Source organism: Vibrio sp. V31_P5A7T61 (genome assembly GCF_009904895.1).
GTDB lineage: Bacteria > Pseudomonadota > Gammaproteobacteria > Enterobacterales > Vibrionaceae > Vibrio > Vibrio metschnikovii.
In genome coordinates, this window is the sequence record NZ_WXWI01000029.1 from 176,513 (window position 1) to 202,872 (window position 26,360).

Below are 26,360 nucleotides of genomic sequence, written 5' to 3' on the forward strand. Positions count from 1 at the left end.
TTACATCTGGTAGGTTCACGTTTTACTTATTTTTATTGTCCACCAGCACAGCCAGCAATATAACCGCCGCTTTCGCTATCATCTGGTAGTAAGAGGTCACATCGAGTAAGTTCAATGCGTTATTTAAAAAGCCGATGATCAGTGCACCAATTAAGGTACCCATGATCCGACCTTTGCCGCCCATTAAGCTGGTGCCGCCTAATACAACCGCTGCAATCGCATCCAGCTCATAGCCCATGCCTGCCGTAGGTTGTGCAGAAGAGAGCCGAGAAGTAACAATGATGCCCGCCAAGGCCGATAACAGACCACAAATGGCGTACACACCGATTTTGACACGATCAACATTGATACCGGATAAACGCGCCGCCGACTCATTACCACCCATGGCATAGATATAACGACCAAAACGTGTGTGATTGAGCAAGTACCACGCCGCCGCAAACACCACCACCATCATCCAAACGGGTACAGGAATGCCCAGTGCGTAACCGGTACCAAACCAAGCAAACGCATCAGCGGTATCGGTAAAGCCGGTTGAAATAGGACGCCCATCGGTATAAACCATGGTGACGCCGCGCAGGAGTGTCATGGTGACTAACGTGGCAATAAAAGCTTGTACCTTACCTTTGGCGATGATGATGCCACTGATCCCTCCTAGCGCCGCGCCAGCAAGTAAAGCCGTTGGCACCGCCACCATAACCGGAACTTCAAGGGCAATCAGGCTGGCAGCAAACGCACCACATAGGGCCAGCACAGAGCCAACACTGAGATCAATGCCCGCGGTTAAAATAACTAAAGTCATACCAACCGCAATGATCGCGTTCACTGATGTCTGACGTAAAATATTCAGTATGTTGTCGACGGTAAAAAAGTTGGGATTTAAAAATGACACCACAACGACTAAAAATAGCAGAGCAATCAGTGACTTTTGTTCAATCAACCATGCTTTACTAAACCACTTTTTACCACCGTCTGGCGTCTGATTACTTAGGGTTTTACTATTCATGCTGCTTCCTCGTTCAAGGTTTTGCCAACGGCACACGCTAAAAGATTTTCTTGATTGGCTTGCTTGGCATCAAATTCGCCACTGATCCGCCCTTCATGCATCACTAAAATTCGATCGCTCATACCAAGTACCTCTGGCATTTCCGATGAAACTAAAATGATACTCATCCCTTGCGCTTTAAACTTATTGATTAATTGATAGATTTCTTTTTTTGCACCGACATCAACGCCACGTGTCGGTTCATCCAAAATCAACACCTTCGGTCTGGTCATTAAGCCTTTGGCGATCGCCACTTTTTGCTGATTCCCACCTGAAAGATGACCAATGATCTGGTTGCGAGAAGGGGTTTTTATATTGAACAGTTGAATGAAATCTTCTACCGCCGTCGCTTCTGCGCCATGCTGAATTTGTATGCCCTTGGTCAGTTTATCGAGGGCGCACAGCGACATATTTTCTTTGACTGATAAACCGAGTACCAGACCATCGCCTTTGCGATCTTCTGAGATGTAGGCAATACCATTGGCTAAACCATCTTGCGGGCTAACGGGGTTAATGGTACGGCCATTAAGATTAATCACACCCCGCTCAGAAGGCAGCGCGCCATAAATCACCTTCATTAATTCGCTACGCCCCGCTCCCATCAAGCCAGAGATACCTAAAATCTCTCCTCGACGCAGGGTAAAGCTGACATCATGAATCCCCGATCCGGTCAAACCTATCACTTCGAGACAAACTTTATTTTCTGGCTCTACGTCAATACGTGGATACTGCTCTTCTAATTTACGCCCAACCATCATTTCAATCAGACCATCTTCATCGGTCTCACTGACTTGGCATTGACCAATGAATTTTCCATCTCGCAACACGGTAATATCATCGCAAATTTCAAAAATTTCTTTTAAACGATGAGAGATATAAACGATGCCACAACCTTGGTCGCGCAATTCATTAATCACTTTAAACAATGAGGCGGTTTCGGTATCCGTTAATGCGTCGGTTGGCTCATCCATGATGATCACTTTAGACTCAAAGGAGAGCGCCTTGGCGATTTCCACCATCTGCTGTTCACCAAGACTCAGCTCACCGAGCAAGGTTTTAGCACTGTGTTTAACATTAAGACGGGCTAACAGTTGATCGGCTTCCGCGTACATCTCTTGCCACAAGATACGACCGAAAGCACTGGTTTTTTCTCGGCCAAGAAAGATGTTTTCTGCAATCGTCAGTTGCGGGATCAGGTTTAACTCCTGATGAATAATACTGATCCCCGCTTGCTGAGAATCCCTAGGGCCTTTGAAACTGGCTGGTTGACCTTGATACTCTATGGTGCCAGCATCTTTGCTGTAGATCCCCGTCAATACTTTCATTAAGGTCGATTTACCAGCGCCATTTTCTCCCATCAAGGCCATGACTCGACCGGGATAGACGTTTAAACAAGCTTGATCAAGCGCCTTCACACCAGGAAAAGCTTTATCAATCTGACTGAGAGCTAAAATCGGTTGAGTCATCACTCCTCCTCATCGTTAAATCATAACATCGAACGCTAAAACACCACGCCCGATTGAAAAATCACATTGGCATAAGGTGTACACTCACCGGTTCTTACCACCGCGCGGCTGGCAACCGTACGAGTTTTAAACTCATCATGACTAAGATACTCAATCGCAATAGGTTGACCTGTTTCCTGTTGCTCGCGGTGTAACTCCGTGAGTAGTGCGCTATGTAAATCAGGACTGACTTGAGCAAACTCGTTAGCCAGTAGCACCACTTGCACTTGCATTTCGCTAAGGATGACTCGCACCGTATCCAAAAAACTCGGGATACCCTGCGTTAAAGCTAAATCGATTCGCTGTACAGACTCGTCAATCGGTAAACCAGCATCGCCAATCGTAATTTCATCGGTATGACCTAACGTTGCCACTAGATAAGAGAGCTCTGCGTTTAGAAGGGGACTTTTTTTCATTATTTGACCTTTATTTCAGTGCACGTTGAGGTGAAGCTAGGACCCATCTCGACAGTTTATTATTGACAAAACACTCATCGAAACGTTTCGATAGCATAATAACGCCACTTTTTTGCTTTGCATCTAGATTAAAATCAGACTGTGAGTTGGATCGTTTTATCGATATTTGATGATGGATAAACAGTGAGAATGATCACTGAGATTTTTATTAGCCAATCAATGATCGGCTGAGTCATATCTGCAATTGCCGTAGGAAAAACAGAAAAATGACCAGAAAGCATGGCTTGTTCTAGGGCGACTTAGGTATCATGACTTACGTTTTCTTTATCGGTAGATCAACAATGAAAAAATTAGCGTTATTAGTGCTCAGTACCTTGGCTCTCACTGCTTGTGAAAACGAAGTAGGTACTAGCTCTTGGTGCCAAGAGATGCGTGAAAAACCTAAAGGTGAATGGAGCGCCCAAGGAGCGGTGGATTTTGCTAAACACTGCGTATTACAAACCGAAGTGGGCAGTCAAGAGTGGTGTGAGGATATGCAAGAGAAACCAAAAGGCGATTGGACAGCCAATCAAGCCGCCTCATACGCAAAACACTGTATTTTTTAGTTTCTCGGACACTGGGATCTGTTGACCTTTCGCGATTAAATTTTGTTCGAAAGGTCAACAGACCCTAAAAATAGGATGAAAAGATGCTCACTACTGGCGGGCATCTTTTGGAGAATCCATGACGACCATAGTGCTAATGGATTTTACCGTTAGGCATTCACCTAACACATCCGCATGAAAGCGCTTATAAGCACTGAGATCTTTAGTCTCAACACGAAGTAAGTACTCATTCATTCCAGTAATGTTATGACACTCCACCACCTCTTTAGCAAAGCGTACGTGCTCTTCAAAACTGAGTTGTGCCTTTTTGGTATGACTATTCAAGCCAATCGCAACATACGCCACAAACCCAATATCAAGCTGGCTTTTATCGACGATCACTCGATAGCCTTTAATGACTTTCTTGCGCTCAAGCTCTTGCACTCGCCTTAGTGTCGCTGAGGGTGATAACCCTACCCGCTCGGCAAGCTCGACATTAGAGATTCGCCCATCCGCCTGAAGCGCTTGCAATATTCTTTCGTCAAATCTATCCATAAGTCATTTTTATTGCTAATTGAAGTCATTAAAAACAAATATAAACACAATATTGCCCAACAATACCATTATTATTTTCTCATCATTTACTTAACAAGAGCCGCTCATGGATTACACACAATGGGGACCACTCATCGCATTCGCGTTTGTTTCTACTTTTTCACCCGGTCCAAATAACATCATGCTCATGACCTCAGGAGCCAACGTCGGATTTGTACGGACCATTCCTCACATGCTGGGCATTATTTTAGGATTCAGTATCATGGTGCTGCTGGTTGGTGTTGGACTCACCGAACTGTTTCATCGTTATCCAATGCTACAATACGGACTGCAAATCATCTGCACCGCCTACTTAATCTATTTAGCCGTAAAAATAGCCTTGAGTAACCCCTCACAAACAACGCAGCGTTATCAACCGATGACCTTTACTGCTGCGGCACTCTTTCAGTGGGTGAATCCGAAAGGCTGGTCAATGGCGCTCACCGCTGTAAGTGTGTTTAACCAACAGGCAAGTTGGATACAATTAATGGTCATCGCCTTGGTATTTGCGATGGTCAATATACCATCGGTAAGCGTCTGGACGGTGGCCGGTAAGCAGCTAAGCCAGTGGATGAATCATCCGCGCTATGTCCGTTGGTTTAATGGTGCCATGGGCGGATTATTGCTGCTGTCTGTATTGCCGATGCTGTAAATAGGTTGTTTTGCTCAAGCTTAGGGAGAAATACTGACTTTTTACGCCGAGCGCAGTAAACTCTCCCTTGTTTTTAACCACCGTTGTCTTCACTATGCCTGCCCATTGCTTTACTCCATTCGCAACCGACATCACTGCTATACCGTTACCTGAACGCTTCACTTATCCGTTTTGTTATCAGCCACATCCTTTAGCGCTGATTGCCGCTAAACAGCTACAAACTCATCTAACAACACAAAATGATTGGGTCCACCCTTTTGGCATTGAGCAACACAGCGACGGTCACGGAAAAATGTTTGGCGTTTTAGTGGTGAAAAATGCTCAACAGCAATTGGGATATCTCGCTGCGTTTTCTGGTCAGCTCGCCGAGCAAGATCATCTCCCCGGTTTTGTACCGCCAGTGTTTGATCGTTTTACGCAGACGGAATTTTTTAGCGCAGAAGCCAACCATATCGCCGAAATAAATCAGCAAATTAAGCAGCTAATGAACTCGGAGCAGCGCAATGCTCTCATCGAGGCTTTACAGGCCTGCCAAGAGCAAGCGAATCAAGCGATTAGCGCGCAACAAAAAGCAATGATCGATAGCCGAGCACAGCGGAAACAGCAACGAGCGATGGTATCGAACCAAGTAACAACAGCGGAACAACAAGAACTGTTCAGCCAGCTTGCCCAGCAAAGCGTGCAAGAAAAATGGCAATTAAAACAGCTGAAGCTTGAATGGCAGCAAAAAATCGCCGTTTTAGATGAAGAACTTAACCAGCTCAATCAGAGCATCACAACGCTTAAACAAGAGCGTAAGCAACGTTCAGCGCGCTTACAACATCAGCTCTTTTCTCATTATTTTTTTCTCAATCAGTACGGAGAGAAAATAAACCTTAATGCTATTTTTGCCGAGTGTGCCAACCCCGTTCCTCCAGCAGGAGCTGGGGAATGCGCGGCACCGAAATTACTGCATTATGCTTTTCAGCACCAATTAACCCCGATTGCCTTAGCGGAATTTTGGTGGGGTAGCTCACCGAAATCGGAGATCCGCCAGCACGGTAAGTTTTATCCTGCATGCCAAAGTAAGTGCCAACCGATTTTGGCACACATGCTCAAAGGTATGCCGTTAGAGGATAATCCCTTATTAGTGAATCCTGCCGAGGGAAAAAAAATTGAGATCGTCTACCAAGATGAGGCGATAGTCGTTATCAACAAACCTGCTGAGTTTTTATCTGTGCCGGGAGTGAACATCAAAGATTCCGCTTTCACCCGCTTAGCAGAGCAATTTCCTAACTGTGAAGGTCCGTTTGTCTTGCATCGCTTAGATATGTCGACATCCGGGCTATTAGTCTTTGCCCTAACGCGTCGCGCGAATAAATCGCTGCAAAAGCAATTCATCACTCGGCAAATTGACAAGCAGTATGTGGCTCTATTATCCGGTGAACTTGAGCACGATAGCGGTGACATCGCGCTGCCTCTGGCCTCGGACCTAGACGATAGACCTAGACAAAAGGTCTGCTTTGAGACGGGAAAATCGGCGCAGACACGGTGGGAAAAGGTAGCGATTGAACAAGGCCAAACCCGAGTAAATTTATACCCTCATACGGGACGAACCCATCAGTTGCGCGTCCACTGCGCTCATCCTGATGGATTGGGTTTTCCTATCGTTGGTGATGATCTGTATGGGCAAGCCGCTGAAAGACTGTGTCTACATGCTCAGAAGTTAAGCTTTTATCATCCCTATCATCATCAAAAAATGACCTTTGAAGTGCCAGCAGACTTTTGATTACAGACTTGAGCCTTTGGTCGCGGGTTTTATCTCTTTGTGGATTTTCGTGTTTTTGGTTTCCTTGGCGTCAACTGCATCGACTAATTGAGTGACGTTTTCACCTGCAGCAGGGTGAGTCATGCCATTAAAACGTCCACCTTGTTCAATACTCAAATCGTCAGTATACAGAGTGCCATTAACCACCCCTTTACTTAAAATCTCGATTTTGTCGGCGTGACAAGTGCCTTCAAATGCACCGTTAATGATCACATGTTGCGCAAAAATATCACCATTTACCGCGCCACTTTCACTAACCACAATGGTCTTAATAACATGCAGTTGTCCATCGACAAGACCATCGATTTGAATATTGTCTTCTAACCGGAGTTGTCCGCTAATTGAACAGCCTTTTGCGATGAGAGTTGTAGCTGCGCGCTGACTCTGAGTTCGACTTTGTTTACTAAAGATTCCCATCGAATACCTCTTACTTGACTAAATAAACTTTCAAAATCATTAATTCCCCAATCGACAAAAGGTTTGGGATCTAATGGTCGACCAACAAAACGCACTTCATAATGTAGATGAGGCCCAGAAGAGAGACCGGTATTACCCGAATAAGCAATCAGATCGCCCTTTTGTACAAAATCGCCACTTTTCACCGCAAACTTTTGTAAGTGCGAATAAGAGCTTGAAAAACCATAAGCATGTTGTAAGCGTAAAAAGTTTCCCGAACCTTGATTACTCGCCCGAGTGACTTCCACTACCCCATCCGCTGGCGAGTAGACAGGAGTACCAATATTGACCGCGAAATCTTGCCCACGGTGGAATAAAACGTTGCCCGTCACAGGATGAGTTCGCTTACCGTATCCTGACGAAATTCGAGCTTCATGAACAGGAGCACCACTGGGGATTTGGGTTAACATCACCATTCTGACCGAAGAGGTTATCGCAGCCGTGTCTAAACGAGATTCTAATTCCGCGCCACTGTCTTCTACCCCTAAGACTTTTTCGAGATCGCCTAATCGATCGGCAACCAACTGCATTTTTTCTTCACGCTCTTGTAAATCATGTTCTAGATTATTTTTTAGTTCTTGCAGTGAAGATAGCTCGCCCAGTAATGAAGAAGATTGATTCTCTAATTCTTGCTGCTTTAATTTGGCAAAATCCACTTCACTGGACAAGTAATAAATCACTCCGCCAATGGTGAGCAACGCAGCTAAAGCAGTATAACCCACTGTTTTTAAAACATGCCGATACCACTTGCCTAAATGGAAGTGTCGCGTGCCGTGGATAGATGAAACAGAAACGGTAACCTTTTCTTTCATTGATTCTATTAATACTAAGGTGGAATTCTTGGATTCTAGCAGGTAACCCGCAATGACTAAACGTTTTGCTTGATTGGACTATACTAGGTTAAGCAGCTTCTGACATGGATCTCTTTTTTATTTTTATAATAAGTAGCGATAAATTACCTCTCTGTCTGACACTGATATCCCGAAACAACTTGAGATTGCAAATCAACATCAAACGAATCCATCCACCATAAGCATAGATAAAGAGCCAATGAATGTCGCTGTAACTGTATGCAAAGGTGGCAGGTGATACTACCCCTCTCCATCACTCAGTGACATCAGATAAGAAAACAATTGGTGAAGGAATATTCTGATAATGCATCCTCACACCATTTCGTCAAACTGTACTTAAATTACAGAAATCATTTAAACATCGTCAATTATTTAGTTTTTTAATAATAGGCAAAAATCAGCACGATACTTAGATCACACAATTATTCAAACGAATAAATCATTGTTACTTAATTGAGATATTGATCACCATATGAGACAAACAGAAATCACCCAATTTGATACATGGCGCAACTAAAATAAGTTGACAAAATAAAAACAAAGAAGATGTAAATTAATTACACAGCAAAATGGTGAAGAGAATCACGTAATGAGCACAGCTAAAAGACAGTTATAGCGTGATAGATCACAAAAAACCCGTTGTCAGCTCTAACGTAAAATTGTGTGATAGATTGATTGGGTACTAAGCAACCAACGGTTTTAGACGAACCGTTATCACACTACTTCTTTAGAACATCGAACGGGGAACGGATATGTTATCACCAGATGCTAAGGTCAAGATACAAAATTTTGGCCGTTTCTTATCAAACATGGTTATGCCCAATATTGGTGCGTTTATCGCTTGGGGCTTTATTACCGCACTTTTTATTCCTACAGGTTGGTTACCCAATGAAACATTAGCTTCTTTAGTTGGCCCGATGATCACCTACTTGCTGCCTCTGCTGATCGGTTATACCGGGGGTAAGTTAATCGGTGGTGAACGAGGTGCCGTTGTCGGAGCAATAACCACCATGGGGGTTATCGTCGGTACGGACATTCCTATGTTTATGGGCGCAATGATAGTCGGACCGATGGGCGGCTGGGCCATCAAATACTTTGACAAACGTGTTGATGGCAAGATTAAAAGCGGCTTCGAAATGTTAGTGAACAATTTCTCTGCTGGTATTATCGGTATGATCTGCGCCGTCATCGCCTTTTATTTAATCGGCCCTTTTGTCAAAGTACTCTCGGATGTTTTAGCGGCTGGCGTTAACTTTTTGGTCGCAGCACACCTACTTCCATTAACATCCATTTTCGTCGAACCTGCGAAAATTCTATTTCTTAACAATGCCATTAATCACGGTATTTTCTCCCCACTTGGCATTCAACAAGCCAGCGAAACAGGGCAATCCATTTTCTTCCTGATTGAGGCTAACCCAGGACCGGGATTAGGTATCTTATTAGCCTATATGGTGTTTGGTAAAGGAACCGCTCGTCAAACCGCTGGTGGGGCAACGATTATTCACTTTTTCGGGGGTATTCATGAGATTTACTTCCCTTACATACTGATGAATCCTCGCTTGATCTTAGCCGCGATTGCTGGAGGAATGACTGGAATCTTTACCTTAACGCTATTCAATGCAGGCATTGTCTCTCCTGCCTCACCAGGTTCTATTTTTGCCATTTTGTTAATGACCAATAAAGCCTCCATGCTTGGTGTGATCTGCTCTATTTTTGCCGCCGCGGCCGTCTCCTTCATTGTTGCTGCCATTCTCATGAAAGCTCAGCATTCAACCGATGAAGAGGGCGATCAAGGTTCACTCGCCAAAGCTACTGCGCAAATGAACACGTTAAAATCCACAACAGCAGAACAAGCTAAACCGTCGCAAGCTAAGCATGATCTCAAACTAAACCATGTCAAAAGCATCATTGTGGCCTGTGATGCTGGGATGGGATCAAGCGCTATGGGGGCCAGTTTATTGCGTAAGAAAGCCCAAGCAGCAGGCTTAAACGTCACCATCACAAATCTGGCGATCAATAACTTGCCACAAGATGTGGATATTGTGATCACCCATAAAGATCTCACCGACAGAGCGCGTAAACACGCCCCGAATGCCCAACATCTATCACTCACCAATTTTCTTGATAGTAACATGTATAACCAATTAGTTATCCAACTGCTGGCCGCCACACATCCCAAAGCAGCCAATGACAGTTGCCTCATTAAAACACCGTTAGTCGCCGCTAATGATGAGTATTTTGACCCTCAGCAACCTTCCATCTTTAGCTTACAGAAAGACAATATCTACCTGGGTTTAACCGCCAGCCATAAAGAGGAAGCCATTCGCTTTGCTGGTAATAAGCTAGTAGAACTTGGCTACGTGCACCCGGAATATGTCGATGCGATGCTTGCGAGAGAACAATTAGTCTCGACCTACTTAGGTGAATCGATCGCGGTTCCTCACGGCACAATTGAAGCCAAAGATCGAGTCATCAAAACGGGTATTGTCATTTGTCAGTACCCATCCGGTGTCCAATTTAGCGACGACGAAAACGATATCGCTAAATTAGTGATCGGCATCGCCGCCAAAAATGATGACCATATTCAAGTCATTACTGCCATTACCAATGCCCTTGATGATCCAGAGGCCATCAACACCCTGACCTCGACCAATAACATCAAAGAGATCTTGGCAATTTTGAACAATGCCCAAGCGGCCTAATTGCCTTTGCTCTTGAGGCAAACGAGGTCAGCATCCCCCGTAATTTATGCTGACCTCACCCTAATCTTTGTCAGTCACTATTTGGTAGGTAATGAATTATGAAAAATGCAGTACATTTTGGTGCCGGTAATATTGGCCGTGGTTTTATTGGAAAACTACTCGCCGATGCGCACATTCAAGTCACATTCGCCGATGTTAATGAACCCTTAGTGGATCAACTTAGTCATCAACAACACTATAAAGTTAAGATTGTCGGTCATGACTGTCAGATTGATACCGTTACTAAGATAACCGCCGTTAACTCCGCCAGCCACGAGCTCATTGAACGAATGATTAACACCGATTTAGTCACCACGGCTGTCGGCCCCGCCGTATTGGATATGATTGCAAAAACCATCGCCAAAGGGATTGAAGCGCGTTTTGCGGCAGGTAATCAACAACCTCTTAATATTATCGCTTGTGAAAATATGGTACGAGGCACTAGCCACTTAAAAACTGAGGTGTTTAAGTATTTATCCTCTGATCTCCAAGCCAAAGCTGAACAATATATTGGATTTGTTGACTCAGCCGTCGATCGAATTGTCCCTCCCGCCGAAGCCGCCAACGATGATCCACTTGACGTCACGGTTGAAAGCTTCAGTGAATGGATTGTCGATGAGCAGCAGTTTAAAGGCGAAATTCCTTGTATCAAGGGCATGGAAACCACCCAAAATCTGATGGCCTTTATCGAAAGGAAACTGTTTACCCTCAATACCGGACACTGTATTACTGCTTACTTGGGCTGTTTGAAAGGACACCATACCATTCGTCAAGCCATTGAAGACCCAGAGATACGCGCCGAAGTAAAACAAGCGATGCAAGAGAGTGGCGAAGTGCTCATCCAGCGTTATGGGTTTGATCGCACAATGCATCATGCGTACATCGAAAAAATCTTATCGCGTTTTGCAAATCCTTACTTAGTCGATGAAGTGGATCGCGTTGGACGCCAACCTCTACGAAAATTAGGGCCGAATGATAGATTAATCAAACCATTACTCGGTACAATAGAGTACGGCACAGACAATACAACCTTACTGAAAGGGATTGCCGCCGCCCTAAAATATACCAACCTTAACGATCCGCAATCCATTGAATTGCAAGCTTCACTCAAAGAACGCGGGATCCCAAAAACGCTGGCACATTATTCAGGCTTAAAAGAAAACAGTGTCGAAGTACAAAAAATTGAAGCAATTTATCATCAGCTTTAACGTGACACTAAGATGGGAAGGACACCGCCTTCCCATCTCAACCTTAAATTAGATAGTATATGGCACAGAAAATTGACGAAATCGATATTTTAGAACAACTGAACAACGCCCCCTCTGTGCGTGGCTTTTTTATCACAACCGTTGACATATTAACCCAAGCGGTTGATGCACTGATGCAGCGTATTTTTCGAAAGGATAATTTTGCGGTGCAATCGGTTGTTGGACCATTATTAGACGACACTGGACCACTTGGTAACCTTTCTGTTCGGTTAAAGCTCTTATACGGCCTAGGCGTGGTGACCGACGACACTTATCATGATATCGAAGCCATCATCAAACTGCGTAATCAATTGAATAGTGATGCCATGGAGTACAGCTTTACCGATCCCAAAGTGATTCACGCCATAAAAGCATTAAATCTTGTCCAAAACAGAGGGTTGTTACCCGTGACGATGGTTGATCCTGATGGCGACATCGATATCGACTTTTATCACTTACAACTACAGCGCCAACAGCAAGTGATCCGCTCTGGACTTTCCTTAGCGATTATTGAGGTTTGTAATGAACTCAATAAAGAGAGCCCGTTCTAAATCATTATGGCCTATTGTATGACTCGTTCTCGGATTTATCTTAGGAATGACAAAGATCGTCTTCCCAATTTCTCGGCAATACACTTACCGATTTTTAGAGCAAGTGTTAGTCTTGATCTCATTGTGAAGCGAACCAGTTTAGATAACGATGATCAAAATAGGCATTATTGGCTTGGGGGATATCGCCCAAAAAGCTTACTTACCCGTGATAACTCAACGTCCCGAGGTTGAACTGGTCTTTTGCACTCGAAATCAGCACATTCTTGCGCATTTAGCCGCTCAATATCGGATCACTAAAACCTGTACCCAGTATCAAGATCTGCTCAAATTCCAAGTCGATGCCGTGATGATCCACGCGGCAACGGCCGCTCATCCTGAGATTGCGGCTTTTTTCTTACGTCATGGCATCGCCACATTTGTCGATAAACCATTAGCAAACAGCGCGGCTGATTGCGAACAATTGTACGCATTAGCTGAACAGTACCAACAACCGCTTTATGTCGGGTTTAATCGTCGCCATCTTCCTCTATTAAATCAACATTTGGTCGGAGTACAGCAAGGCTTACGAGACGACTTACTCGGCTTACGCTGGGAGAAAAATCGCCATGCCTTACCTGGTGATATTCGTACCTTCTTGTTTGATGACTTCATCCATCCATTAGATAGCATCAATCTCTACGCTAAAGCTGATTTGCAAGACGCTTACATCACCCATCAAATGGCCGGCAAACAGTTAGCGCGTATCGATATTCAATGGCAACATGGAGCCACTTTGTTGCATGCTTCAATGAATCGACAATGTGGTATTACGAGTGAATCTGTCAGTGCGCAGTTCGTTAATCAAAGTTATCAGTTTCACTCTTTTTCTGAAGGCATACACTGGCATAATAATCAGCCGCAACGACTGGCTTCGCCAGATTGGACACCGATGCTGACCAACAAAGGATTTAGCGCGATGATCGATGAATGGCTCAGGGTGATACAACAAGGAAAGCTCGCCCACTCAATCATTGAGCGCAACCTCGCTAGCCACCAATTAGCCGAAGCACTCTGCGCGCGTATCACTCAATTAACCGATAGCATCTAAACGCAGACAACCTTTTATCAAACCACGCACAATGACATTAGAATTATGAACCTGAAACAACGCGCAAAATTACTGGCCGCCTTCGAGAGCAAAACCGAAGTGCCAATGCTTATCTTATCGCTCATTTATGTACTATTGGCTTTAATACCCGATGTCGCTCAGCTAGACCAAGAAGAACGCCACTTTATTAATCAATTGATTTGGTTAGTGTGGGGCGTTTTCGCCACTGAATTAGCCATTAAAATTTTGCTCAGCCAACAGCGTGGCCGCTATTTAATGCAAAATTGGCCTGATGTCTTGATTGTTGCGATGCCATTCCTAAGACCATTACGTTTTATACGTATTCTGTTTATTTTACCGAGAACCTGGCGGCAAACCAAAGCGGTCTTACGGCAAAAAACCCTCAGTTTTATTGGCTTAACCAGCTTATTAACCGTGATGTTAAGTTCAGCGTTTGTCTATTTGGTGGAGAGAGGCAGCGACAGTCCAATTGAAGATTATAGTGATGCACTTTGGTGGGCAATGACCACCATTACCACCGTAGGCTATGGCGATATGTATCCAGTGACCGCTTTTGGCCGCGGCGTTGCGGTGTTTCTCATGTTAACGGGCATCACCCTCTTTGGTTTATTAACCGCGAGCGTAGCCTCTTTCTTTGTCGATGATAATCACCAACAGCGCCTAGATTCACAGCATCAACATAGTCATAGAAAATGCGGTCAGCAACCTCGCTCCCAATTTCATCTCGCTCGGTTTCGTCAGCAGTTAAAGGACAAACATCATCTGCATCATAGTCATACTAAACACCGATAATAGTGTATTCAATCGCTCAGATAGAAAAAGCCGGTCGCATCGCCACCGGCTCTGTATCGAAGCTTAACGGTATTAAGCCTTAAGGTTGATAAGGTAAAGAAGAGTGGTGCAAGACGATGCGAAGTTGACCTTGCTCATCTTTCTTAAAGGCCCAGCTTTTATCCACCATCGTGGTTTGCCCTTGCTTATCAACCAATATGACATTGCCCATGGTCAAGGCTAAATCACCATTAATATAAACCGCAGCATTCTCAAAACGGTATTCCTTCCAACCTTTTAAAGCAAAACCAGAGTCTTGCGCATAATCACTATTACCACCGACAAAATAGGCTAACGCTCCAGCCACATCGGTACGAAACGTTTGCTGACCACTGGCGAGCGTCGGTTTGAAAAGTACCGCGCCTTGTTGGTAACCATAAGCTTGATCCAACACTTGGCTGGCTAACGTTTTTGCCGCCGCATGGCCTTGTTTTTCATACGTTTGGCTGATATTGATTAATGCCTCGCCCCATGCCTGTTGAGCATTGAGCACTTCTTGATGAGTAATATTATTATTCACAACCGGCGAAGAAGCCTGAGCTGCCCACGGTAACACGCTGGATAATAATAGTGCTGAAATAGAAAGTGTTTTATGGATGCGTTGCATAGTCTCTGCCTTACTGGTTTAGGTAATTTGAGTGACTACTGTAACGCGCTTCAATGAACCTAAACCCTGCGCGAAGATTAACCTAAGATGAACATGGTTTACCGTGAGTGCATAAATCGCTTACTCTGCAGTTATTGACGCTATGCTGTGAGGAAATGGCTGTGTTTCGCTATCAATTATCGTTTGTATTGGCACTTTTACTGTCGCTGATTTTGGCTCAGGCAGGAGCGGCTTATTGGTCAAATCAGGTCGCTAATGAGCATATTCAGCGTGGACAAATTTCTAGCCAAATTTTGCAAAACTTCATGCAACTGAGTACCGAAAAACAACAATTGAAGATCTGGCTTGCCGAATATCTATTGATAAAAGATGGCAGTACCTTAAAACGCGACCTACGCTTTGCCAAAATTGAAGATTTACTGGAAAAGCTCAATCAGCTCACCGAACAAGCCCAGCAACAGAGTTTAACTCAGCAAGACTTTGCGGAGATCACTCAGCAAATTAAAGTCATCTCTTTATTTGAAACCAACTTCGCCAGTTTAAAACAGGCGCTACGCTCATGGGAAATCGCTAAAATCACCGATGATGATGAACGCTGGCTGCTACTTAGCCAATCCTTTGATCAAGTAGATAACACCGATCTTCGCCAGTTACTCAATCAAGCGATCAGTGTGCAACAACAGCGTACTGCTCGTTATGAAAGTGCAGCGATGAGCGCGTTATCGAACGTGAGAAGCGTGATCATCAGTCTCGCCGTGATTGGCGTGATTTTAGGTGGATTACTCGGTGGCTGGCTGCTAAGGACCTTATCAAAACCGCTGGCTGAATTGGTCAAAAGCACTACCGCGTTAGAGCAAGGTCAACTGGATCACCGAATCGCCATCAGTGGCCCTTATGAGCTAAAAACCCTCGCTCGCCACTTCAACTATATGGCACAAAGCCTAGAGCAAGCTCAGCAACAGGAAATGGCTTCGCGCCAGCTGATTGAAAAAGAAGTGACCGCACGCACCCAAGAGCTCGCTCAAGCACTGCAAACCCTAGAAAAAGCCAAACATCAGCAAAAGGAGTTTTTTGCCAACGTCAGCCACGAGCTACGTACCCCTGCGACAGCGATTTTAGGCGAAGCGCAAATCACCCTACGCAGTCGTCACAATAGTGATGACGAGTATCGGCAAACTTTACAACGTATTAACGAGTCAGCGACGCATTTATCTTACCGAATTGATGATCTATTAATGCTGATCCGCCAAGATGAACAATTATTTCAGCCGACTCTCACCGCGATGACACTTGAGACCATTTGGCAAGCGGTTGGGCGGCAAGCGAACTTACTCGCCAACTCGCAACAGGTTATCGTTGAGTCGACTCATCCAGCACAAACCAATTGGCAGGCTCTGATTTGCTATACCGACTTAGATAAACTATTAATGATTATCCGTATTATTGTTGATAATGCATTACGTTATGACCCGAAAAAACAGCCACTTACACTAACGTTAATGCTCGAACCCAACCAAGTATTGTTTCAGCTCAGCGATCAAGGTATTGGAATCGCTAGCGATGACCTTGAGCGTATTTTTGAACGCTATTTTCGCGCTAACAATGGTAAACAATATCGTCCTGACGGACTCGGTATAGGCTTAACCTTAGCTCAGAGCATGGCTAAACAATTAAATGGCGAGATCAAGATCGCTAGCCAGCTTAATCAAGGTAGCCAAGTGACCCTTAGTTTTCCACTGGAAGAGGTTTAGGATGCGCATTTTATTAATTGAAGATGATCCTAGAATCGCAAGTTTTATCGAACGAGGCTTAAAAGCAGAAGGTCATCAGATCCAACACCTGAATGATGGCCAATACGCAGTAGAAACGGTCATCAGCTATGAACCTGATCTGCTGATTTTAGATCGCATGCTACCTCATTGTGATGGACTGACCATCTGCCAACAAATTCGCTCGGCAAGCATTGATGTCCGCATCTTAATGCTCTCTGCCCTAGGCGATGTCGATGAACGAGTCAAAGGCTTGCGTACCGGCGCAGACGATTATCTTGCTAAGCCATTCCATTTTGAAGAGTTACTGGCTCGTTTAGATGCTCTACAGCGACGTCACTCTGAATCCAGTCCATTACCCACACTACAAGTCGCAGATTTAGTGCTCTGTTTGCCAACAATGCAGGTCACACGAGACAATCAACCCATTGAGTTGACCGCCAAAGAGCTGTCAATTTTGGAATTATTGATGAATAAACCTGGGCATATTTTTAGTCGCGAGCGAATTCTGGCTAACGTTTGGGGAATGCATCAAGATCCATTAACCAATGTGGTCGATGTTTACATGCGCCGATTACGCAAAAAAATTGACGACCCTTTCACCGCCCCGCTGCTCAAAACCAAACGCGGCATGGGTTATTATCTACAAGCCGATCAGTAAGTGTGGCTTGGCTATGTTTGGTTTTGGCATAAGAGAGGATGGCTCACTCAGTCAATACTCAACAAGCGGTCATTATCCATGCTGACAACTCTTTCAGCTCCTTTGCATACTCTGAGTGTTGCTGTGCTAATTGCTCAATGCACAAAGCAATAGCACAGCGATCATAGGGTATATGAGTCATTTTTTGGGCTAATAGCTCCATCGGGTAAGGATCGAGCATATCACTGAAAATCGTCGCTTGCTGAATGACCCCTTGCTCAACATCGAGAAAGATTTCTACTCCTCCCCATGTAAAACGCTCATCCAAATGATGAGTAAAAGGAGGGGTTTGGCCAAAGTTCCAATCCCAACTGCTTTGTTTCGAAAACTTGTCTTCAAAACCAGGCAAATCAGTAAACTGTTCAGGAGAAATGTACTCAACTTGGGCATCTTGTTGGTAATGCTGTAAATAAGCGTGGATGATCGCATCGCATACTTGCTGGTGGTCAATATCCGCTTTAACGCTATTAAGGTTAATCACACGAGACTTAACCGAAGTAATCCCTTTCGCCTGCAGTTTTTTGGGATCAGGGTTAAGGTAATCCGCTAAGCGGCTCATGTCCGCACTCAAGAGTAAAGTGCCGTGATGAAAGCCGCGATCAAGCGTTTCTCGATAAGCTGAGCCAGAGAACTTGCGCACCCCGTCTTCATCTTGCAGCACCAAATCATTACGTCCATTGGCCACGCCGTGAATACCCAGCTTTTGCAATCCCGCTAATACAATCTGCGTCGACACCTGTTTATCGTACTCAGGTTTGCCCGCCATAAAAGTAAAATTAGTATTGCCCAAATCATGAAAAACCGCGCCACCACCCGTCTGTCGGCGCGCCAGTTTCACTCCATCGTGTTCCATGCGCTCAGTTCGGCACTCTCGCCATGGATTTTGCGCTCGTCCAATAACGACAGTATCGGCATTGCGCCACAAAAACAGGATACGCTGATCGGCGGGCATCGAGCGGAAAATCGTATCTTCAACCGCTAAGTTAAACCAAGGATTGGTTGATTCAGAAATAAGAATACGGGTACGAGTCATGTCTACTTCGCATTGATATTGAACAAACCGTTATCGTACTGAGCATGACTCAAGATAGCGAGCAGAAATCCGTGGGCTCACTAGGAAAATTGAGTTTGTTGAAAACTGTGGCGCTGTGTGATTTGTGCGTACCAGCTTGCTAACTGTGGATAAGAGCGTTGCCAATTCAGCTTACTCAAACGAAAATCGAGATAAGCTAATCCTACTGCAATCGAACAATGGGCAGTGGTGAATGGTTTGTTAGCAAACGGTAAGCATTGACTTTCAAGCTGAGTCAACATTCTCTGTATGGCATGCTGACGACGCAAAGCCAATTCACCTCCATCGGGCTCACCATATTTATTGGCGATCACCGTCTGAAAAGCGCTATCCATTAATGCTTGACCTAGACCTAACCATTGCATCACTTGCTCATCATCATCCATTCTCGGCGCACAAGGAGAGTGAATATCCAAGTATTGCAGGATAAGTAAGGTTTCACTCAAGGCAACACCTGCGTCCGTGATTAACACGGGAACTTTTGCCGCTGGGTTAACCTGCAAAAGTGTATCCGGTGAACCCCACGGATCGACCATGGCTAAATTTAACGGAATTTGTTTTTCTAGTGCACAAATGCGCACTAACCGCGCATAAGGGGAAGTGGCATTTAAATAAAGCGTTAACATGACTGTTTCACCGATTTTGATCGAAAAAATGGACTTGCCGAAATACAGAGCAAAGCGAATAACATCAATAGTGCCGCCGTGATAAATAGCGGGGCGTACTCACCTACTTTCTGATAATAAAAGGACATGCCCCAACCCGATAATGCTTGTAATAAAGCAAAACCAGCCGTTGCCCTACCCCAATAATATTGATGTCGTGTCGTGCCAACTAACTCAGCAATTCGGCCTGCGGTTAACGCGACAATACCTGGTGTCAATGCTCCGACGATGAAAGCTGAACAAAACAGTAACACTGGCATCGCGGTCAGCACTGGCAAAAGAATGGCGAACGCTTTGAGTGCGTAAGCAACCCAGAGCGCTCTGTGCCAAGATAATTGCGATACCAACCATTTGGCAATCAATGGCCCGCTAAGACAGCCACCGCCAAACGCAAACCACAACCATAACGCTTGTGGTTGCGTGAAGTTCCGCTCACGAACCAAATAATCAACCCAAAAAATGGTGTGCGGAATAAAACCTGCGGCATCAAGCGCATAAGCCGCAATCACTAACCAAACAGCACCAATGGCAAAAGACGATGAAGGTTCCGAGGATAAAGATGAGTGAGATATAGCAGGCAGTTGCCGTAAGCCGAATATCATCACAGCACTAATACACAAAGAGAGACTACCGATAGCTAACCAGATTATCGAAAGACTAAAACGAAGTAGGAGCGGGATAATCGCAGAAGAAAGTACTACACCTAAACCTATGCCCATGAAGATCATAGTCATAACCGCATTGCGATAATTTTTATGGCTATGCAGCAAAGCGAATGCTGGGCCAATGACCATTAAATGTCCACCAGCAACACCAGCAAGAACACGCCAACCAGCAACCCACAGATAGTGGATAGGCAAAAAACAGACAAAATAACTAACACTGACCACCAAAGCAGCAACGGTCAATAATAAGCGATCTCCGACCTGCTGCGCTAAACGATGAGCACTCAAGGCTCCAATCAAATAGCCCAGTAAATTCAAGCTACCGAGGTAACTGGTCTCAACGACCGAAAACCACCCCTCGCTCGATAACATCGGTATTAAAGGGGTAAATGCAAAGCGAGATAAGCCGATGCCAATCAGCGTCGAACTCATACCAACCATCAATACTAATAAGGTATTCGTTGATCGCATATTAAAGCTCATTCAGCCATTTAATGTTCACTCTGCTCATCGATTCCTTGACTCATGAGTTGATTTGGCCGGTCAGCAATGATGGTTCGATATAATCTATGCTAAACGCCATAAGTAGAAAGCAACCACAAAAAGAAACCATAAGCTAACAAATAACCAACAAATTGGCATCTTGATGATGCAAAGATCTGCCCTACTGCACATTTATTACTAAGCACGCTATACTTGGCAGCTCAATCATCACTTATGCTATTTTTATGCACACAAACGATCCGCATGCGCAGCCGCATAATCCTTTACACGGCCTAACCTTAGAAAAAATTCTGACTCAATTGGTAGAACATTATGGCTGGCAAGGATTAGCGCAACGAATTAGCCTAAACTGTTTTAAAAGCGATCCGTCAATCAAATCTTCCTTGAAGTTTTTACGTCGTACAGAATGGGCAAGAAGTAAGGTGGAAAATCTCTATATTGAGACCTTTCATTAAACCATATACCCAAACAACTTGGAGTTGCAGGCAGGCGACAAGTGAGTGAGTCCCCATGCACATAGATAGGCTATGTGATTGGGTGAACGAACGTAGCCAATACCGCTGCAGCTTCAAATAGGAAGGGGATAGATTAAATAAAGGGCTGAGCAGCCCTTTATCTACTATAGACGTGACATTATGAAAGGATATTGTTGTACAATTTGAATAATTAACAGCTCAATTGCTTAAGTCGCTCACCAATAGCTAACTCTAACTCATCTAACCATTGATAACGTTTGGTATACAGGCGACGTTTATTACGGTTTAAGGTCTCGATCTCTTTACGTACTGGCATCATCGCAACGCGATACCTATAACGACTGATTTTCTCTGCCTCATATTCTGTCCATAGCTCATCATAATCAAAACTGACTTTATTACGCTTAGAACCAATATAACGCAGCGCTTGGTAAATATGGCCGCGATTAGAAATCGCATAACAGCGCTCAACACCCAACTGACGAGATACTAATAAGGCTAACTCAACCATTAATGCTTTCGTCCGTAAGCCGTGAACTGTACGCGTTAAATCTTTAATGATTTGCTGACGATTTTCAATCTTTTCACTTGGACCTTGCAAAGCTCCAATATACACCGTTTTACCGTGATCAGAAAAATGAAAGCTAATCGAATAAATCGTAGTCCCCGCTTGATTCACTAAGCTTAAACCAATCGATCCCTCACGACTGGCTCCTCGGTTTAAACGGATATCATAGGCTTCGCCATTTTTATCTTCGATAGATAATAAGCTCACACCTTGATCAGACATGATCTCCGTACAACGCTCACCAAAACGCTCAGCGACAAATAAAAAATGCTGCTCAAGGAACTCCACTCTTTGCATTAGCGATAAATCAACACAGAGGTAGGGTTTAAGTGGTCTTTCTAATAGCTGTGGATTGTCATTCAGCACCTTAGCGAGAATAGGCTGCTCAACCAGTGATAACATCCGCCGCACAGCTTGGGGATGCAGCAACGCCCACAAACGAAAACGCCAGTTCTTACGAATACGATCCCAGCCTTTGCTCTCTGGATAAATCTTTGCTGCCCATTCGGGTAGATCGCTTTGGATATTAGTCAACATAGTATTGATTACTCACACTTCGTCAGTGGTGGGATAAATCACTCACCAGAGTAAATAGACATAGAGCACAATTATACAGCGTTTTATTGCTTCATACTCGGTAACTAATGTATGGGATTGTATGGATAAATAATCCTTATTATACAATAGCTTAAAAATAATCCCCCAATAAAAAACCATCAAAAAGACGGAAAATGACCCAATCCTCATATTAATCAAAATCACCAAGACAGAAGGTGACATATGCAGACAGTCATTGGTTCAGGTTTTAGGTAGACTCCATTCATAAGATATTTTTATCTTCATTTCATCTCTGTAGTTAAAGAATAAGAATAGGCTCAACATGTTACAGATTGCTTTACTACTTTTAGGTTCCGACTTTGTTAAAAAACACTCACTTTACCTATGGCTTTTCGGAATTCTGTGGGTAATGACTGGTGCCTTTATCTTTTTTGATGGATTGAATCAACAGCTATTATTCCCTAAAAATACCTTTGGTCTTATTTTATTATTTGAAAGCTTAATGACCTTAAGCATTGCTCTATGCAGCATAAAAAATAAAAACCACTTACTATTATGTAAGGGAATTGTTTTTTTATTTTTCTCCTATATTTTATTAATGAATAATGGATACAGTAACGAAATTATCTCAGCGATTTTTGTTCTCGCTTATTTTATTACCGGATCCTTTGCTATGGCTTCTGCTTGGATCGTCCGATTCTATCGATGGAAAATTACTCTTGCATGGGGAATATTCCAAATGTTGTTTTCATTTTTTATTTTAACTCATCATCAATCGACACTATCTTTTTTTATCGGCTTAATTATGATTGGGACTGGCGTAAGTGCTTTATCGATTGCTACTCGATCTCGTTATATAGAAAAAGGATTAACCATATTTCAGATTATCAACCCTAAGTTATCTCTCGACTCTATCAAACAGAACACCGTATCGAAGGTATCACATCGAGCCACTCAATCTCTCCAACAGCCTTTAACTATTCATATTTGGACACCTGTCGGTTCAGCAAGTACGCCTCCTTTACCACGTCCAATTATTAATCGTTATATTGCTGCAGTTGATAAAAATGGTACTATTTCGACCGGTCACGCCTCATTAGAGTTACCCTCTGAGCTTTATGTAAGCTTATACCCAGAGGAAGATATCGATCGCAAAGCAGCTGACTTTTTTCGCTTATTAAGAGCAACGCCAGATAATAATGTACCTGGACGGTTTTTATCAGACTATCAAACTGAAGCTGCAGACTGGTGTGAATCCGATCAAAAGATTATGTTTGAACATTATAATCGCGATGCTTTGCTAAATTTTTGGGAAAGTTATCGTCAATATCCGATTTATAATATAACGCATCAGAATTGCTCTAGTACGGTTGCTTATGCTTTAGAAGCGGCCTTAGAAGGTATTCTAGCTCGGCCAGATCAGAGTTTCTTATCTCTATTAAAATTAATGTGTACTCCAGAGTTATGGATCGCCGCACAAATAAGAAGACGAGCGTTAATGATGGCATGGACTCCGGGCTTGGTCATGGATTATTCTCGCGCACTACATCGTATGGTTCACGCAACGACGGTTCCGTGGTATAAACGCAGCTTGTGGAAAATGAGGAAACTAAATTTAAATTCATCCACAAAATAAATTCTATTCATTATTTTTATTAATTTAGACAGGCATCAATTTTATGCAGAAAGTATATATTATATTAATGGTTTCTATCCTTGCAGAAACCATGGCAACAACGATGATGAAAGCTTCTTATGGTTTTACTCGATTTCTGCCGAGTTGCTTTGTGGTTATCGGGTATTGCATCTCTTTTTATGGTTTATCTCAAGTCGTACAAACCATGAATATTGGCATCGCTTATTCGATATGGGCAGGGATGGGTATTCTACTGGTTTCTATCATGTCGTTTTTTATTTATAAACAAAGTTTAGATGTCCCAGCATTAATTGGTATCACTTTTATTGTCGTAGGCATCATGATTATACAAATATTCTCTAAATCCATCACTCATTAATCGTCACCATTAATGTGAGCGATAAGGAGTCTTTTTCAAAGAAAAAAGACATCAACAGACATTTCCAGACAATCATCGATGTCAATCTTAAGTAAACTTCACTTAACCAAGGTCTTACACCTTTATCAATAACGTTTATAGAGTAAAAATCAATGAAAAAAAACATCGTGATGATCATAGCAGGGTTATTATTACTTTCAGGTTGTGCAACACCTTATCAAACAGAAAAAAACTTTTGGTCCTTTGGTAAAGGATTCGATGTACAAGCCCTTGCTCAAGATACTTGGCAAATCAGTTTTATTGGTAATGATTACACAGACAGAGCCATTGCTCGTAAGTATATTTTGCGTAAAAGTGCAGAGTTAGCGAGTCAAGCCGGGTATGCTTACTTCACCCTCTTGGATGAAGATATCAATGTTGATTCTGTTGCTAAAAACCAAATTTCACAGGCTGAAAATAAGCAAAAATGGTTGTATTCAACCACCCAGATCACCAGTGAAACAACCATCATGGCAATCAGCAAAGGGCTTCATCAACCTTCAGATGCTTATAAAATGGTTTATGAAAGCCAGTTTATTTTGAATAGCATTAACGTCGAACAATAACGAGCGTGAATAAACAACACTGATCGTCGCTAAGCATACATTCACTTAGTGACGATCATAAATATCAGCGTTGATAACGATCCGTTAGTAGGCAACTCCGACTCGTTGCTGTGCAAACGACGCGGTATCTAACATATCCAGCATTGCCACTGCATAATCACTGACCGAAATCCGACTGTGGCCATCTTGATCTGCGAGTAACTGATCACCGCCAATGCGGTAAGCTCCTTGCTTATCACCGGGGAAAATCTCAGCCGCAGGGCTAACAAAGGTCCAATTCAGTGGACTATCGCTACTTCTAAAAATCGCCAAGGCTTCGCCTTGTGCTAATGCTTCTGGTTTATATTCGCTTGGAAAGTCCGGTAAAGAGACCAGTGAAACGCCCGGTGAAACTTCTAACGAGCCGGCTCCCCCAACCCAAAGTAAACGTTTTACTCCAGCTTGAGGCAATGCACTCAATAACTGCTCAGCAGTCTTGGCAACAATACTATGTTCCCCACTTGCTCGACCGCCAATGGACACCATGGCGACATCTATATCTGCAAATAACTGAGCAAAATTGGTTTGATTGTGTACATCAAACTGACGTACTTCGACATTCGTATCGGTCATTTTAGCGGGATCACGCACCATAGCGACGACATCGTGCCCACGAGACAGCGCTTCTTGTACTAAATGATTACCGATCCAGCCCGAAGCTCCAACAATAGCAACTTTCATTCTTTAACACCTTAATGTTTAATTTATCAATAGATGCTAGTGTAGTCGCCTCTGAGCGAGTGATAAATGGTAAGAAAGGATGTAGATTGTATCTAGATAAGATACTAATAAGAGAGAAGCATGGATAAATTAACCGCAATGCGCAGCTTTGTAGAAGTCGCCAACATTGGCAGTTTCACTCAAGCGGCAGAAAATCTTAACTTAAGTCGCTTACAAGTCTCACGCCATGTACAAGAAATTGAAGATTGGTTAAAACAGCGTTTGTTGCATCGGACGACACGCAAAGTGAGCCTAACAGCATCTGGGGAAGAAGCGCTAAGACAGTGTGAAAAAATCCTCAATCAGACGGCAGAATTAGAAATGCGAGCACTAGAGCAATCGCAATCATTGTCTGGGCGAATTCGTATTTCAGTACCAATTGGCTTAGCACGTTATCTCCTGCTTGATGCCGTAGAAGCGTTTACTGACCTGCATCCACAAGTAACGATTGATATTCTTGCTTCCGATCGCTTAGCTCAACTGGTTGATGAACGGGTAGATATTGCGCTGCGATTCACTAATCAGCCTGACGAACAATTAATTGCTCGACGTCTTTTTCAAGTCGATACGGTTGCTTGTGCTGCGCCGACTTATCTTGCTCAACATCAACCAATTATACAACCGAGTGATCTAGCTAAGCACAACTGTTTTGTCCATCTTTCGCATCATAAATGGGAATTTATTCGTAATAACCAAACCTACAGTGTCAATGTCAATGGTACGATTCGAGCGAACGATATGAGCTTAATCTGTCGAGCAACATTACACGGTAAAGGCATTGCTCTACTCCCTTGTGATTTAGCCAATCGCTACTTAAAAGATCGCTCTCTAATCCAGATATTACCCGACTACCATTTAGCGACCAGCGCATTGTGGGCGGTGTATTTATCGCGTAGCTATCAGTCGCCTCTAGTTCGGCAATTTATCGATTTTGTCAGCACACAATGGGACGATCTAGACATGACGATCCCTTCATAAAAATGAATATAAATCAAACCGATATTCAAAA

The 26,360-nt window shown here is 43.6% G+C and carries 27 protein-coding genes; 15 read left to right on the forward strand and 12 right to left on the reverse strand.

The window, feature by feature from the left end:
- Nucleotides 1-22: 22 nt before the first annotated feature.
- The 3 genes from rbsC to rbsD are packed head-to-tail and all read right to left on the reverse strand — an operon-like array spanning nucleotide 23 to nucleotide 2,966.
- Entirely contained in the window at nucleotides 23-1,006 is a 984-nt protein-coding gene (gene rbsC / locus CAG58_RS07010; protein ID WP_004396879.1) for a ribose ABC transporter permease, read from the reverse strand.
- Nucleotides 1,003-2,511, reverse strand: coding sequence for a ribose ABC transporter ATP-binding protein RbsA (rbsA, locus tag CAG58_RS07015; RefSeq protein ID WP_158137158.1), 1,509 nt, complete (start codon nucleotides 2,509-2,511; stop codon nucleotides 1,003-1,005). The genes rbsC and rbsA overlap by 4 nt, the downstream gene beginning before the upstream one ends.
- A 35-nt stretch (nucleotides 2,512-2,546) precedes the next feature.
- Nucleotides 2,547-2,966, reverse strand: coding sequence for a D-ribose pyranase (gene rbsD, locus CAG58_RS07020; RefSeq protein ID WP_161425532.1), 420 nt, complete (start codon nucleotides 2,964-2,966; stop codon nucleotides 2,547-2,549).
- Nucleotides 2,967-3,307: 341 nt separating this feature from the next.
- Here rbsD and CAG58_RS07025 point away from each other — a divergent pair, with 341 nt between their 5' ends.
- Entirely contained in the window at nucleotides 3,308-3,571 is a 264-nt protein-coding gene (locus CAG58_RS07025) for a DUF3012 domain-containing protein (protein ID WP_161425531.1), read from the forward strand.
- 90 nt (nucleotides 3,572-3,661) lie between these two features.
- Here the strand turns inward: CAG58_RS07025 and CAG58_RS07030 are convergent, their stop codons facing one another.
- The gene (locus CAG58_RS07030) at nucleotides 3,662-4,105 is read right to left on the reverse strand and encodes an Lrp/AsnC family transcriptional regulator (protein ID WP_040905225.1); all 444 of its coding nucleotides are present in this window, start codon (nucleotides 4,103-4,105) and stop codon (nucleotides 3,662-3,664) included.
- A gap of 106 nt (nucleotides 4,106-4,211) precedes the next feature.
- Here CAG58_RS07030 and CAG58_RS07035 point away from each other — a divergent pair, with 106 nt between their 5' ends.
- Both CAG58_RS07035 and CAG58_RS07040 read left to right on the forward strand, forming a co-directional pair.
- A complete protein-coding gene (locus CAG58_RS07035; RefSeq protein WP_154170845.1) occupies nucleotides 4,212-4,796 on the forward strand; it encodes a LysE family translocator in 585 nt (194 codons plus the stop codon).
- Between the two features lie 94 nt (nucleotides 4,797-4,890).
- On the forward strand, nucleotides 4,891-6,564 hold the full coding sequence (locus CAG58_RS07040; RefSeq protein ID WP_161425534.1) for an RluA family pseudouridine synthase: 1,674 nt from the start codon (nucleotides 4,891-4,893) through the stop codon (nucleotides 6,562-6,564).
- Here the strand turns inward: CAG58_RS07040 and CAG58_RS07045 are convergent, their stop codons facing one another.
- Both CAG58_RS07045 and CAG58_RS07050 read right to left on the reverse strand, forming a co-directional pair.
- Nucleotides 6,565-7,020: a bactofilin family protein gene (locus CAG58_RS07045; RefSeq protein WP_072670865.1), complete on the reverse strand. Its 456-nt coding sequence runs from the start codon at nucleotides 7,018-7,020 to the stop codon at nucleotides 6,565-6,567.
- The gene (locus CAG58_RS07050) at nucleotides 6,924-7,871 is read right to left on the reverse strand and encodes a M23 family metallopeptidase (protein WP_161425530.1); all 948 of its coding nucleotides are present in this window, start codon (nucleotides 7,869-7,871) and stop codon (nucleotides 6,924-6,926) included. Before CAG58_RS07050 ends, CAG58_RS07045 begins: the two co-directional genes overlap by 97 nt.
- A 791-nt stretch (nucleotides 7,872-8,662) precedes the next feature.
- Between CAG58_RS07050 and CAG58_RS07055 the strand changes: the two genes are divergently transcribed.
- The 5 genes from CAG58_RS07055 (at nucleotide 8,663) to CAG58_RS07075 (ending at nucleotide 14,349) form a co-directional block, all read left to right on the forward strand.
- Nucleotides 8,663-10,612, forward strand: coding sequence for a PTS mannitol transporter subunit IICBA (locus tag CAG58_RS07055; RefSeq protein ID WP_161426352.1), 1,950 nt, complete (start codon nucleotides 8,663-8,665; stop codon nucleotides 10,610-10,612).
- Between the two features lie 98 nt (nucleotides 10,613-10,710).
- Nucleotides 10,711-11,859, forward strand: a complete 1,149-nt coding sequence (locus CAG58_RS07060) for a mannitol-1-phosphate 5-dehydrogenase (RefSeq protein ID WP_161426353.1) — start codon at nucleotides 10,711-10,713, stop codon at nucleotides 11,857-11,859.
- Between the two features lie 59 nt (nucleotides 11,860-11,918).
- A complete protein-coding gene (locus CAG58_RS07065; protein WP_161426354.1) occupies nucleotides 11,919-12,449 on the forward strand; it encodes an MltR family transcriptional regulator in 531 nt (176 codons plus the stop codon).
- Nucleotides 12,450-12,600: 151 nt separating this feature from the next.
- Complete coding sequence (locus CAG58_RS07070; protein ID WP_161426362.1) at nucleotides 12,601-13,536, forward strand: Gfo/Idh/MocA family oxidoreductase; 936 nt, start codon at nucleotides 12,601-12,603, stop codon at nucleotides 13,534-13,536.
- Between the two features lie 45 nt (nucleotides 13,537-13,581).
- Complete coding sequence (locus CAG58_RS07075) at nucleotides 13,582-14,349, forward strand: potassium channel family protein (RefSeq protein ID WP_161426355.1); 768 nt, start codon at nucleotides 13,582-13,584, stop codon at nucleotides 14,347-14,349.
- Between the two features lie 79 nt (nucleotides 14,350-14,428).
- On the opposite strand, the gene CAG58_RS07080 is transcribed toward CAG58_RS07075, so the two are convergent.
- Nucleotides 14,429-14,995 (reverse strand): phosphoribosyl-AMP cyclohydrolase, encoded by a 567-nt coding sequence (locus tag CAG58_RS07080; protein ID WP_040905221.1) that lies wholly within the window; start codon nucleotides 14,993-14,995, stop codon nucleotides 14,429-14,431.
- Between the two features lie 161 nt (nucleotides 14,996-15,156).
- On the opposite strand from CAG58_RS07080, the gene CAG58_RS07085 reads away from it, so the two are divergent.
- Together CAG58_RS07085 and CAG58_RS07090 are read left to right on the forward strand one after the other, a co-directional pair.
- Nucleotides 15,157-16,746 (forward strand): ATP-binding protein, encoded by a 1,590-nt coding sequence (locus tag CAG58_RS07085; RefSeq protein WP_161426356.1) that lies wholly within the window; start codon nucleotides 15,157-15,159, stop codon nucleotides 16,744-16,746.
- A 1-nt stretch (nucleotide 16,747) separates the two neighbouring features.
- Nucleotides 16,748-17,425, forward strand: coding sequence for a response regulator transcription factor (locus CAG58_RS07090; RefSeq protein WP_161426357.1), 678 nt, complete (start codon nucleotides 16,748-16,750; stop codon nucleotides 17,423-17,425).
- A 58-nt stretch (nucleotides 17,426-17,483) separates the two neighbouring features.
- Here CAG58_RS07090 and CAG58_RS07095 read toward each other — a convergent pair whose 3' ends face one another.
- The 3 genes from CAG58_RS07095 to CAG58_RS07105 all read right to left on the reverse strand — a co-directional run bounded on the left by CAG58_RS07095 (nucleotide 17,484) and on the right by CAG58_RS07105 (nucleotide 20,337).
- Complete coding sequence (locus CAG58_RS07095) at nucleotides 17,484-18,497, reverse strand: lipoate--protein ligase (protein WP_161426358.1); 1,014 nt, start codon at nucleotides 18,495-18,497, stop codon at nucleotides 17,484-17,486.
- 80 nt (nucleotides 18,498-18,577) lie between these two features.
- A complete protein-coding gene (locus tag CAG58_RS07100; protein ID WP_161426359.1) occupies nucleotides 18,578-19,162 on the reverse strand; it encodes a glutathione S-transferase family protein in 585 nt (194 codons plus the stop codon).
- Entirely contained in the window at nucleotides 19,156-20,337 is a 1,182-nt protein-coding gene (locus CAG58_RS07105; RefSeq protein WP_161426360.1) for a YbfB/YjiJ family MFS transporter, read from the reverse strand. The genes CAG58_RS07100 and CAG58_RS07105 overlap by 7 nt, the downstream gene beginning before the upstream one ends.
- Nucleotides 20,338-20,594: 257 nt before the next feature.
- Here CAG58_RS07105 and CAG58_RS07110 point away from each other — a divergent pair, with 257 nt between their 5' ends.
- Nucleotides 20,595-20,825: a VF530 family DNA-binding protein gene (locus tag CAG58_RS07110; RefSeq protein WP_083797782.1), complete on the forward strand. Its 231-nt coding sequence runs from the start codon at nucleotides 20,595-20,597 to the stop codon at nucleotides 20,823-20,825.
- Between the two features lie 211 nt (nucleotides 20,826-21,036).
- Here the strand turns inward: CAG58_RS07110 and CAG58_RS07115 are convergent, their stop codons facing one another.
- Nucleotides 21,037-21,951, reverse strand: coding sequence for a VirK/YbjX family protein (locus tag CAG58_RS07115; RefSeq protein WP_161426361.1), 915 nt, complete (start codon nucleotides 21,949-21,951; stop codon nucleotides 21,037-21,039).
- 343 nt (nucleotides 21,952-22,294) lie between these two features.
- Between CAG58_RS07115 and CAG58_RS07120 the strand changes: the two genes are divergently transcribed.
- From CAG58_RS07120 to CAG58_RS07130, 3 genes are all read left to right on the forward strand, one after another.
- Nucleotides 22,295-23,608 carry an HdeD family acid-resistance protein gene (locus CAG58_RS07120; RefSeq protein WP_161429650.1) on the forward strand — a complete coding sequence of 438 codons (1,314 nt, stop codon included), beginning with the start codon at nucleotides 22,295-22,297 and terminating at the stop codon, nucleotides 23,606-23,608.
- A 43-nt stretch (nucleotides 23,609-23,651) separates the two neighbouring features.
- Entirely contained in the window at nucleotides 23,652-23,987 is a 336-nt protein-coding gene (locus CAG58_RS07125; RefSeq protein WP_040905217.1) for a DMT family transporter, read from the forward strand.
- A 152-nt stretch (nucleotides 23,988-24,139) separates the two neighbouring features.
- Entirely contained in the window at nucleotides 24,140-24,592 is a 453-nt protein-coding gene (locus CAG58_RS07130) for a CC0125/CC1285 family lipoprotein (protein WP_154170833.1), read from the forward strand.
- Nucleotides 24,593-24,676: 84 nt separating this feature from the next.
- Here CAG58_RS07130 and CAG58_RS07135 read toward each other — a convergent pair whose 3' ends face one another.
- Nucleotides 24,677-25,312: an NAD(P)-dependent oxidoreductase gene (locus CAG58_RS07135; protein WP_158145242.1), complete on the reverse strand. Its 636-nt coding sequence runs from the start codon at nucleotides 25,310-25,312 to the stop codon at nucleotides 24,677-24,679.
- 120 nt (nucleotides 25,313-25,432) lie between these two features.
- Between CAG58_RS07135 and CAG58_RS07140 the strand changes: the two genes are divergently transcribed.
- On the forward strand, nucleotides 25,433-26,329 hold the full coding sequence (locus tag CAG58_RS07140) for a LysR family transcriptional regulator (protein ID WP_161426524.1): 897 nt from the start codon (nucleotides 25,433-25,435) through the stop codon (nucleotides 26,327-26,329).
- The last annotated feature ends 31 nt before the right edge of the window (nucleotides 26,330-26,360 follow it).

Bases quoted from the DNA above. Each gene is read 5' to 3' on its own strand.
- rbsD (WP_161425532.1), bottom strand. From the start codon at position 2,966: ATGAAAAAAAGTCCCCTTCTAAACGCAGAGCTCTCTTATCTAGTGGCA.
- CAG58_RS07080 (WP_040905221.1), bottom strand. From the start codon at position 14,995: ATGCAACGCATCCATAAAACACTTTCTATTTCAGCACTATTATTATCC.
- rbsC (WP_004396879.1), bottom strand. From the start codon at position 1,006: ATGAATAGTAAAACCCTAAGTAATCAGACGCCAGACGGTGGTAAAAAG.
- CAG58_RS07115 (WP_161426361.1), bottom strand. From the start codon at position 21,951: ATGTTGACTAATATCCAAAGCGATCTACCCGAATGGGCAGCAAAGATT.
- CAG58_RS07060 (WP_161426353.1), top strand. From the start codon at position 10,711: ATGAAAAATGCAGTACATTTTGGTGCCGGTAATATTGGCCGTGGTTTT.
- CAG58_RS07035 (WP_154170845.1), top strand. From the start codon at position 4,212: ATGGATTACACACAATGGGGACCACTCATCGCATTCGCGTTTGTTTCT.
- rbsA (WP_158137158.1), bottom strand. From the start codon at position 2,511: ATGACTCAACCGATTTTAGCTCTCAGTCAGATTGATAAAGCTTTTCCT.
- CAG58_RS07130 (WP_154170833.1), top strand. From the start codon at position 24,140: ATGAAAAAAAACATCGTGATGATCATAGCAGGGTTATTATTACTTTCA.
- CAG58_RS07025 (WP_161425531.1), top strand. From the start codon at position 3,308: ATGAAAAAATTAGCGTTATTAGTGCTCAGTACCTTGGCTCTCACTGCT.
- CAG58_RS07105 (WP_161426360.1), bottom strand. From the start codon at position 20,337: ATGCGATCAACGAATACCTTATTAGTATTGATGGTTGGTATGAGTTCG.
- CAG58_RS07110 (WP_083797782.1), top strand. From the start codon at position 20,595: ATGCACACAAACGATCCGCATGCGCAGCCGCATAATCCTTTACACGGC.
- CAG58_RS07075 (WP_161426355.1), top strand. From the start codon at position 13,582: ATGAACCTGAAACAACGCGCAAAATTACTGGCCGCCTTCGAGAGCAAA.
- CAG58_RS07120 (WP_161429650.1), top strand. From the start codon at position 22,295: ATGTTACAGATTGCTTTACTACTTTTAGGTTCCGACTTTGTTAAAAAA.
- CAG58_RS07100 (WP_161426359.1), bottom strand. From the start codon at position 19,162: ATGTTAACGCTTTATTTAAATGCCACTTCCCCTTATGCGCGGTTAGTG.
- CAG58_RS07125 (WP_040905217.1), top strand. From the start codon at position 23,652: ATGCAGAAAGTATATATTATATTAATGGTTTCTATCCTTGCAGAAACC.
- CAG58_RS07050 (WP_161425530.1), bottom strand. From the start codon at position 7,871: ATGAAAGAAAAGGTTACCGTTTCTGTTTCATCTATCCACGGCACGCGA.
- CAG58_RS07090 (WP_161426357.1), top strand. From the start codon at position 16,748: ATGCGCATTTTATTAATTGAAGATGATCCTAGAATCGCAAGTTTTATC.
- CAG58_RS07135 (WP_158145242.1), bottom strand. From the start codon at position 25,312: ATGAAAGTTGCTATTGTTGGAGCTTCGGGCTGGATCGGTAATCATTTA.
- CAG58_RS07065 (WP_161426354.1), top strand. From the start codon at position 11,919: ATGGCACAGAAAATTGACGAAATCGATATTTTAGAACAACTGAACAAC.
- CAG58_RS07095 (WP_161426358.1), bottom strand. From the start codon at position 18,497: ATGACTCGTACCCGTATTCTTATTTCTGAATCAACCAATCCTTGGTTT.
- CAG58_RS07140 (WP_161426524.1), top strand. From the start codon at position 25,433: ATGGATAAATTAACCGCAATGCGCAGCTTTGTAGAAGTCGCCAACATT.
- CAG58_RS07055 (WP_161426352.1), top strand. From the start codon at position 8,663: ATGTTATCACCAGATGCTAAGGTCAAGATACAAAATTTTGGCCGTTTC.
- CAG58_RS07030 (WP_040905225.1), bottom strand. From the start codon at position 4,105: ATGGATAGATTTGACGAAAGAATATTGCAAGCGCTTCAGGCGGATGGG.
- CAG58_RS07045 (WP_072670865.1), bottom strand. From the start codon at position 7,020: ATGGGAATCTTTAGTAAACAAAGTCGAACTCAGAGTCAGCGCGCAGCT.
- CAG58_RS07040 (WP_161425534.1), top strand. From the start codon at position 4,891: ATGCCTGCCCATTGCTTTACTCCATTCGCAACCGACATCACTGCTATA.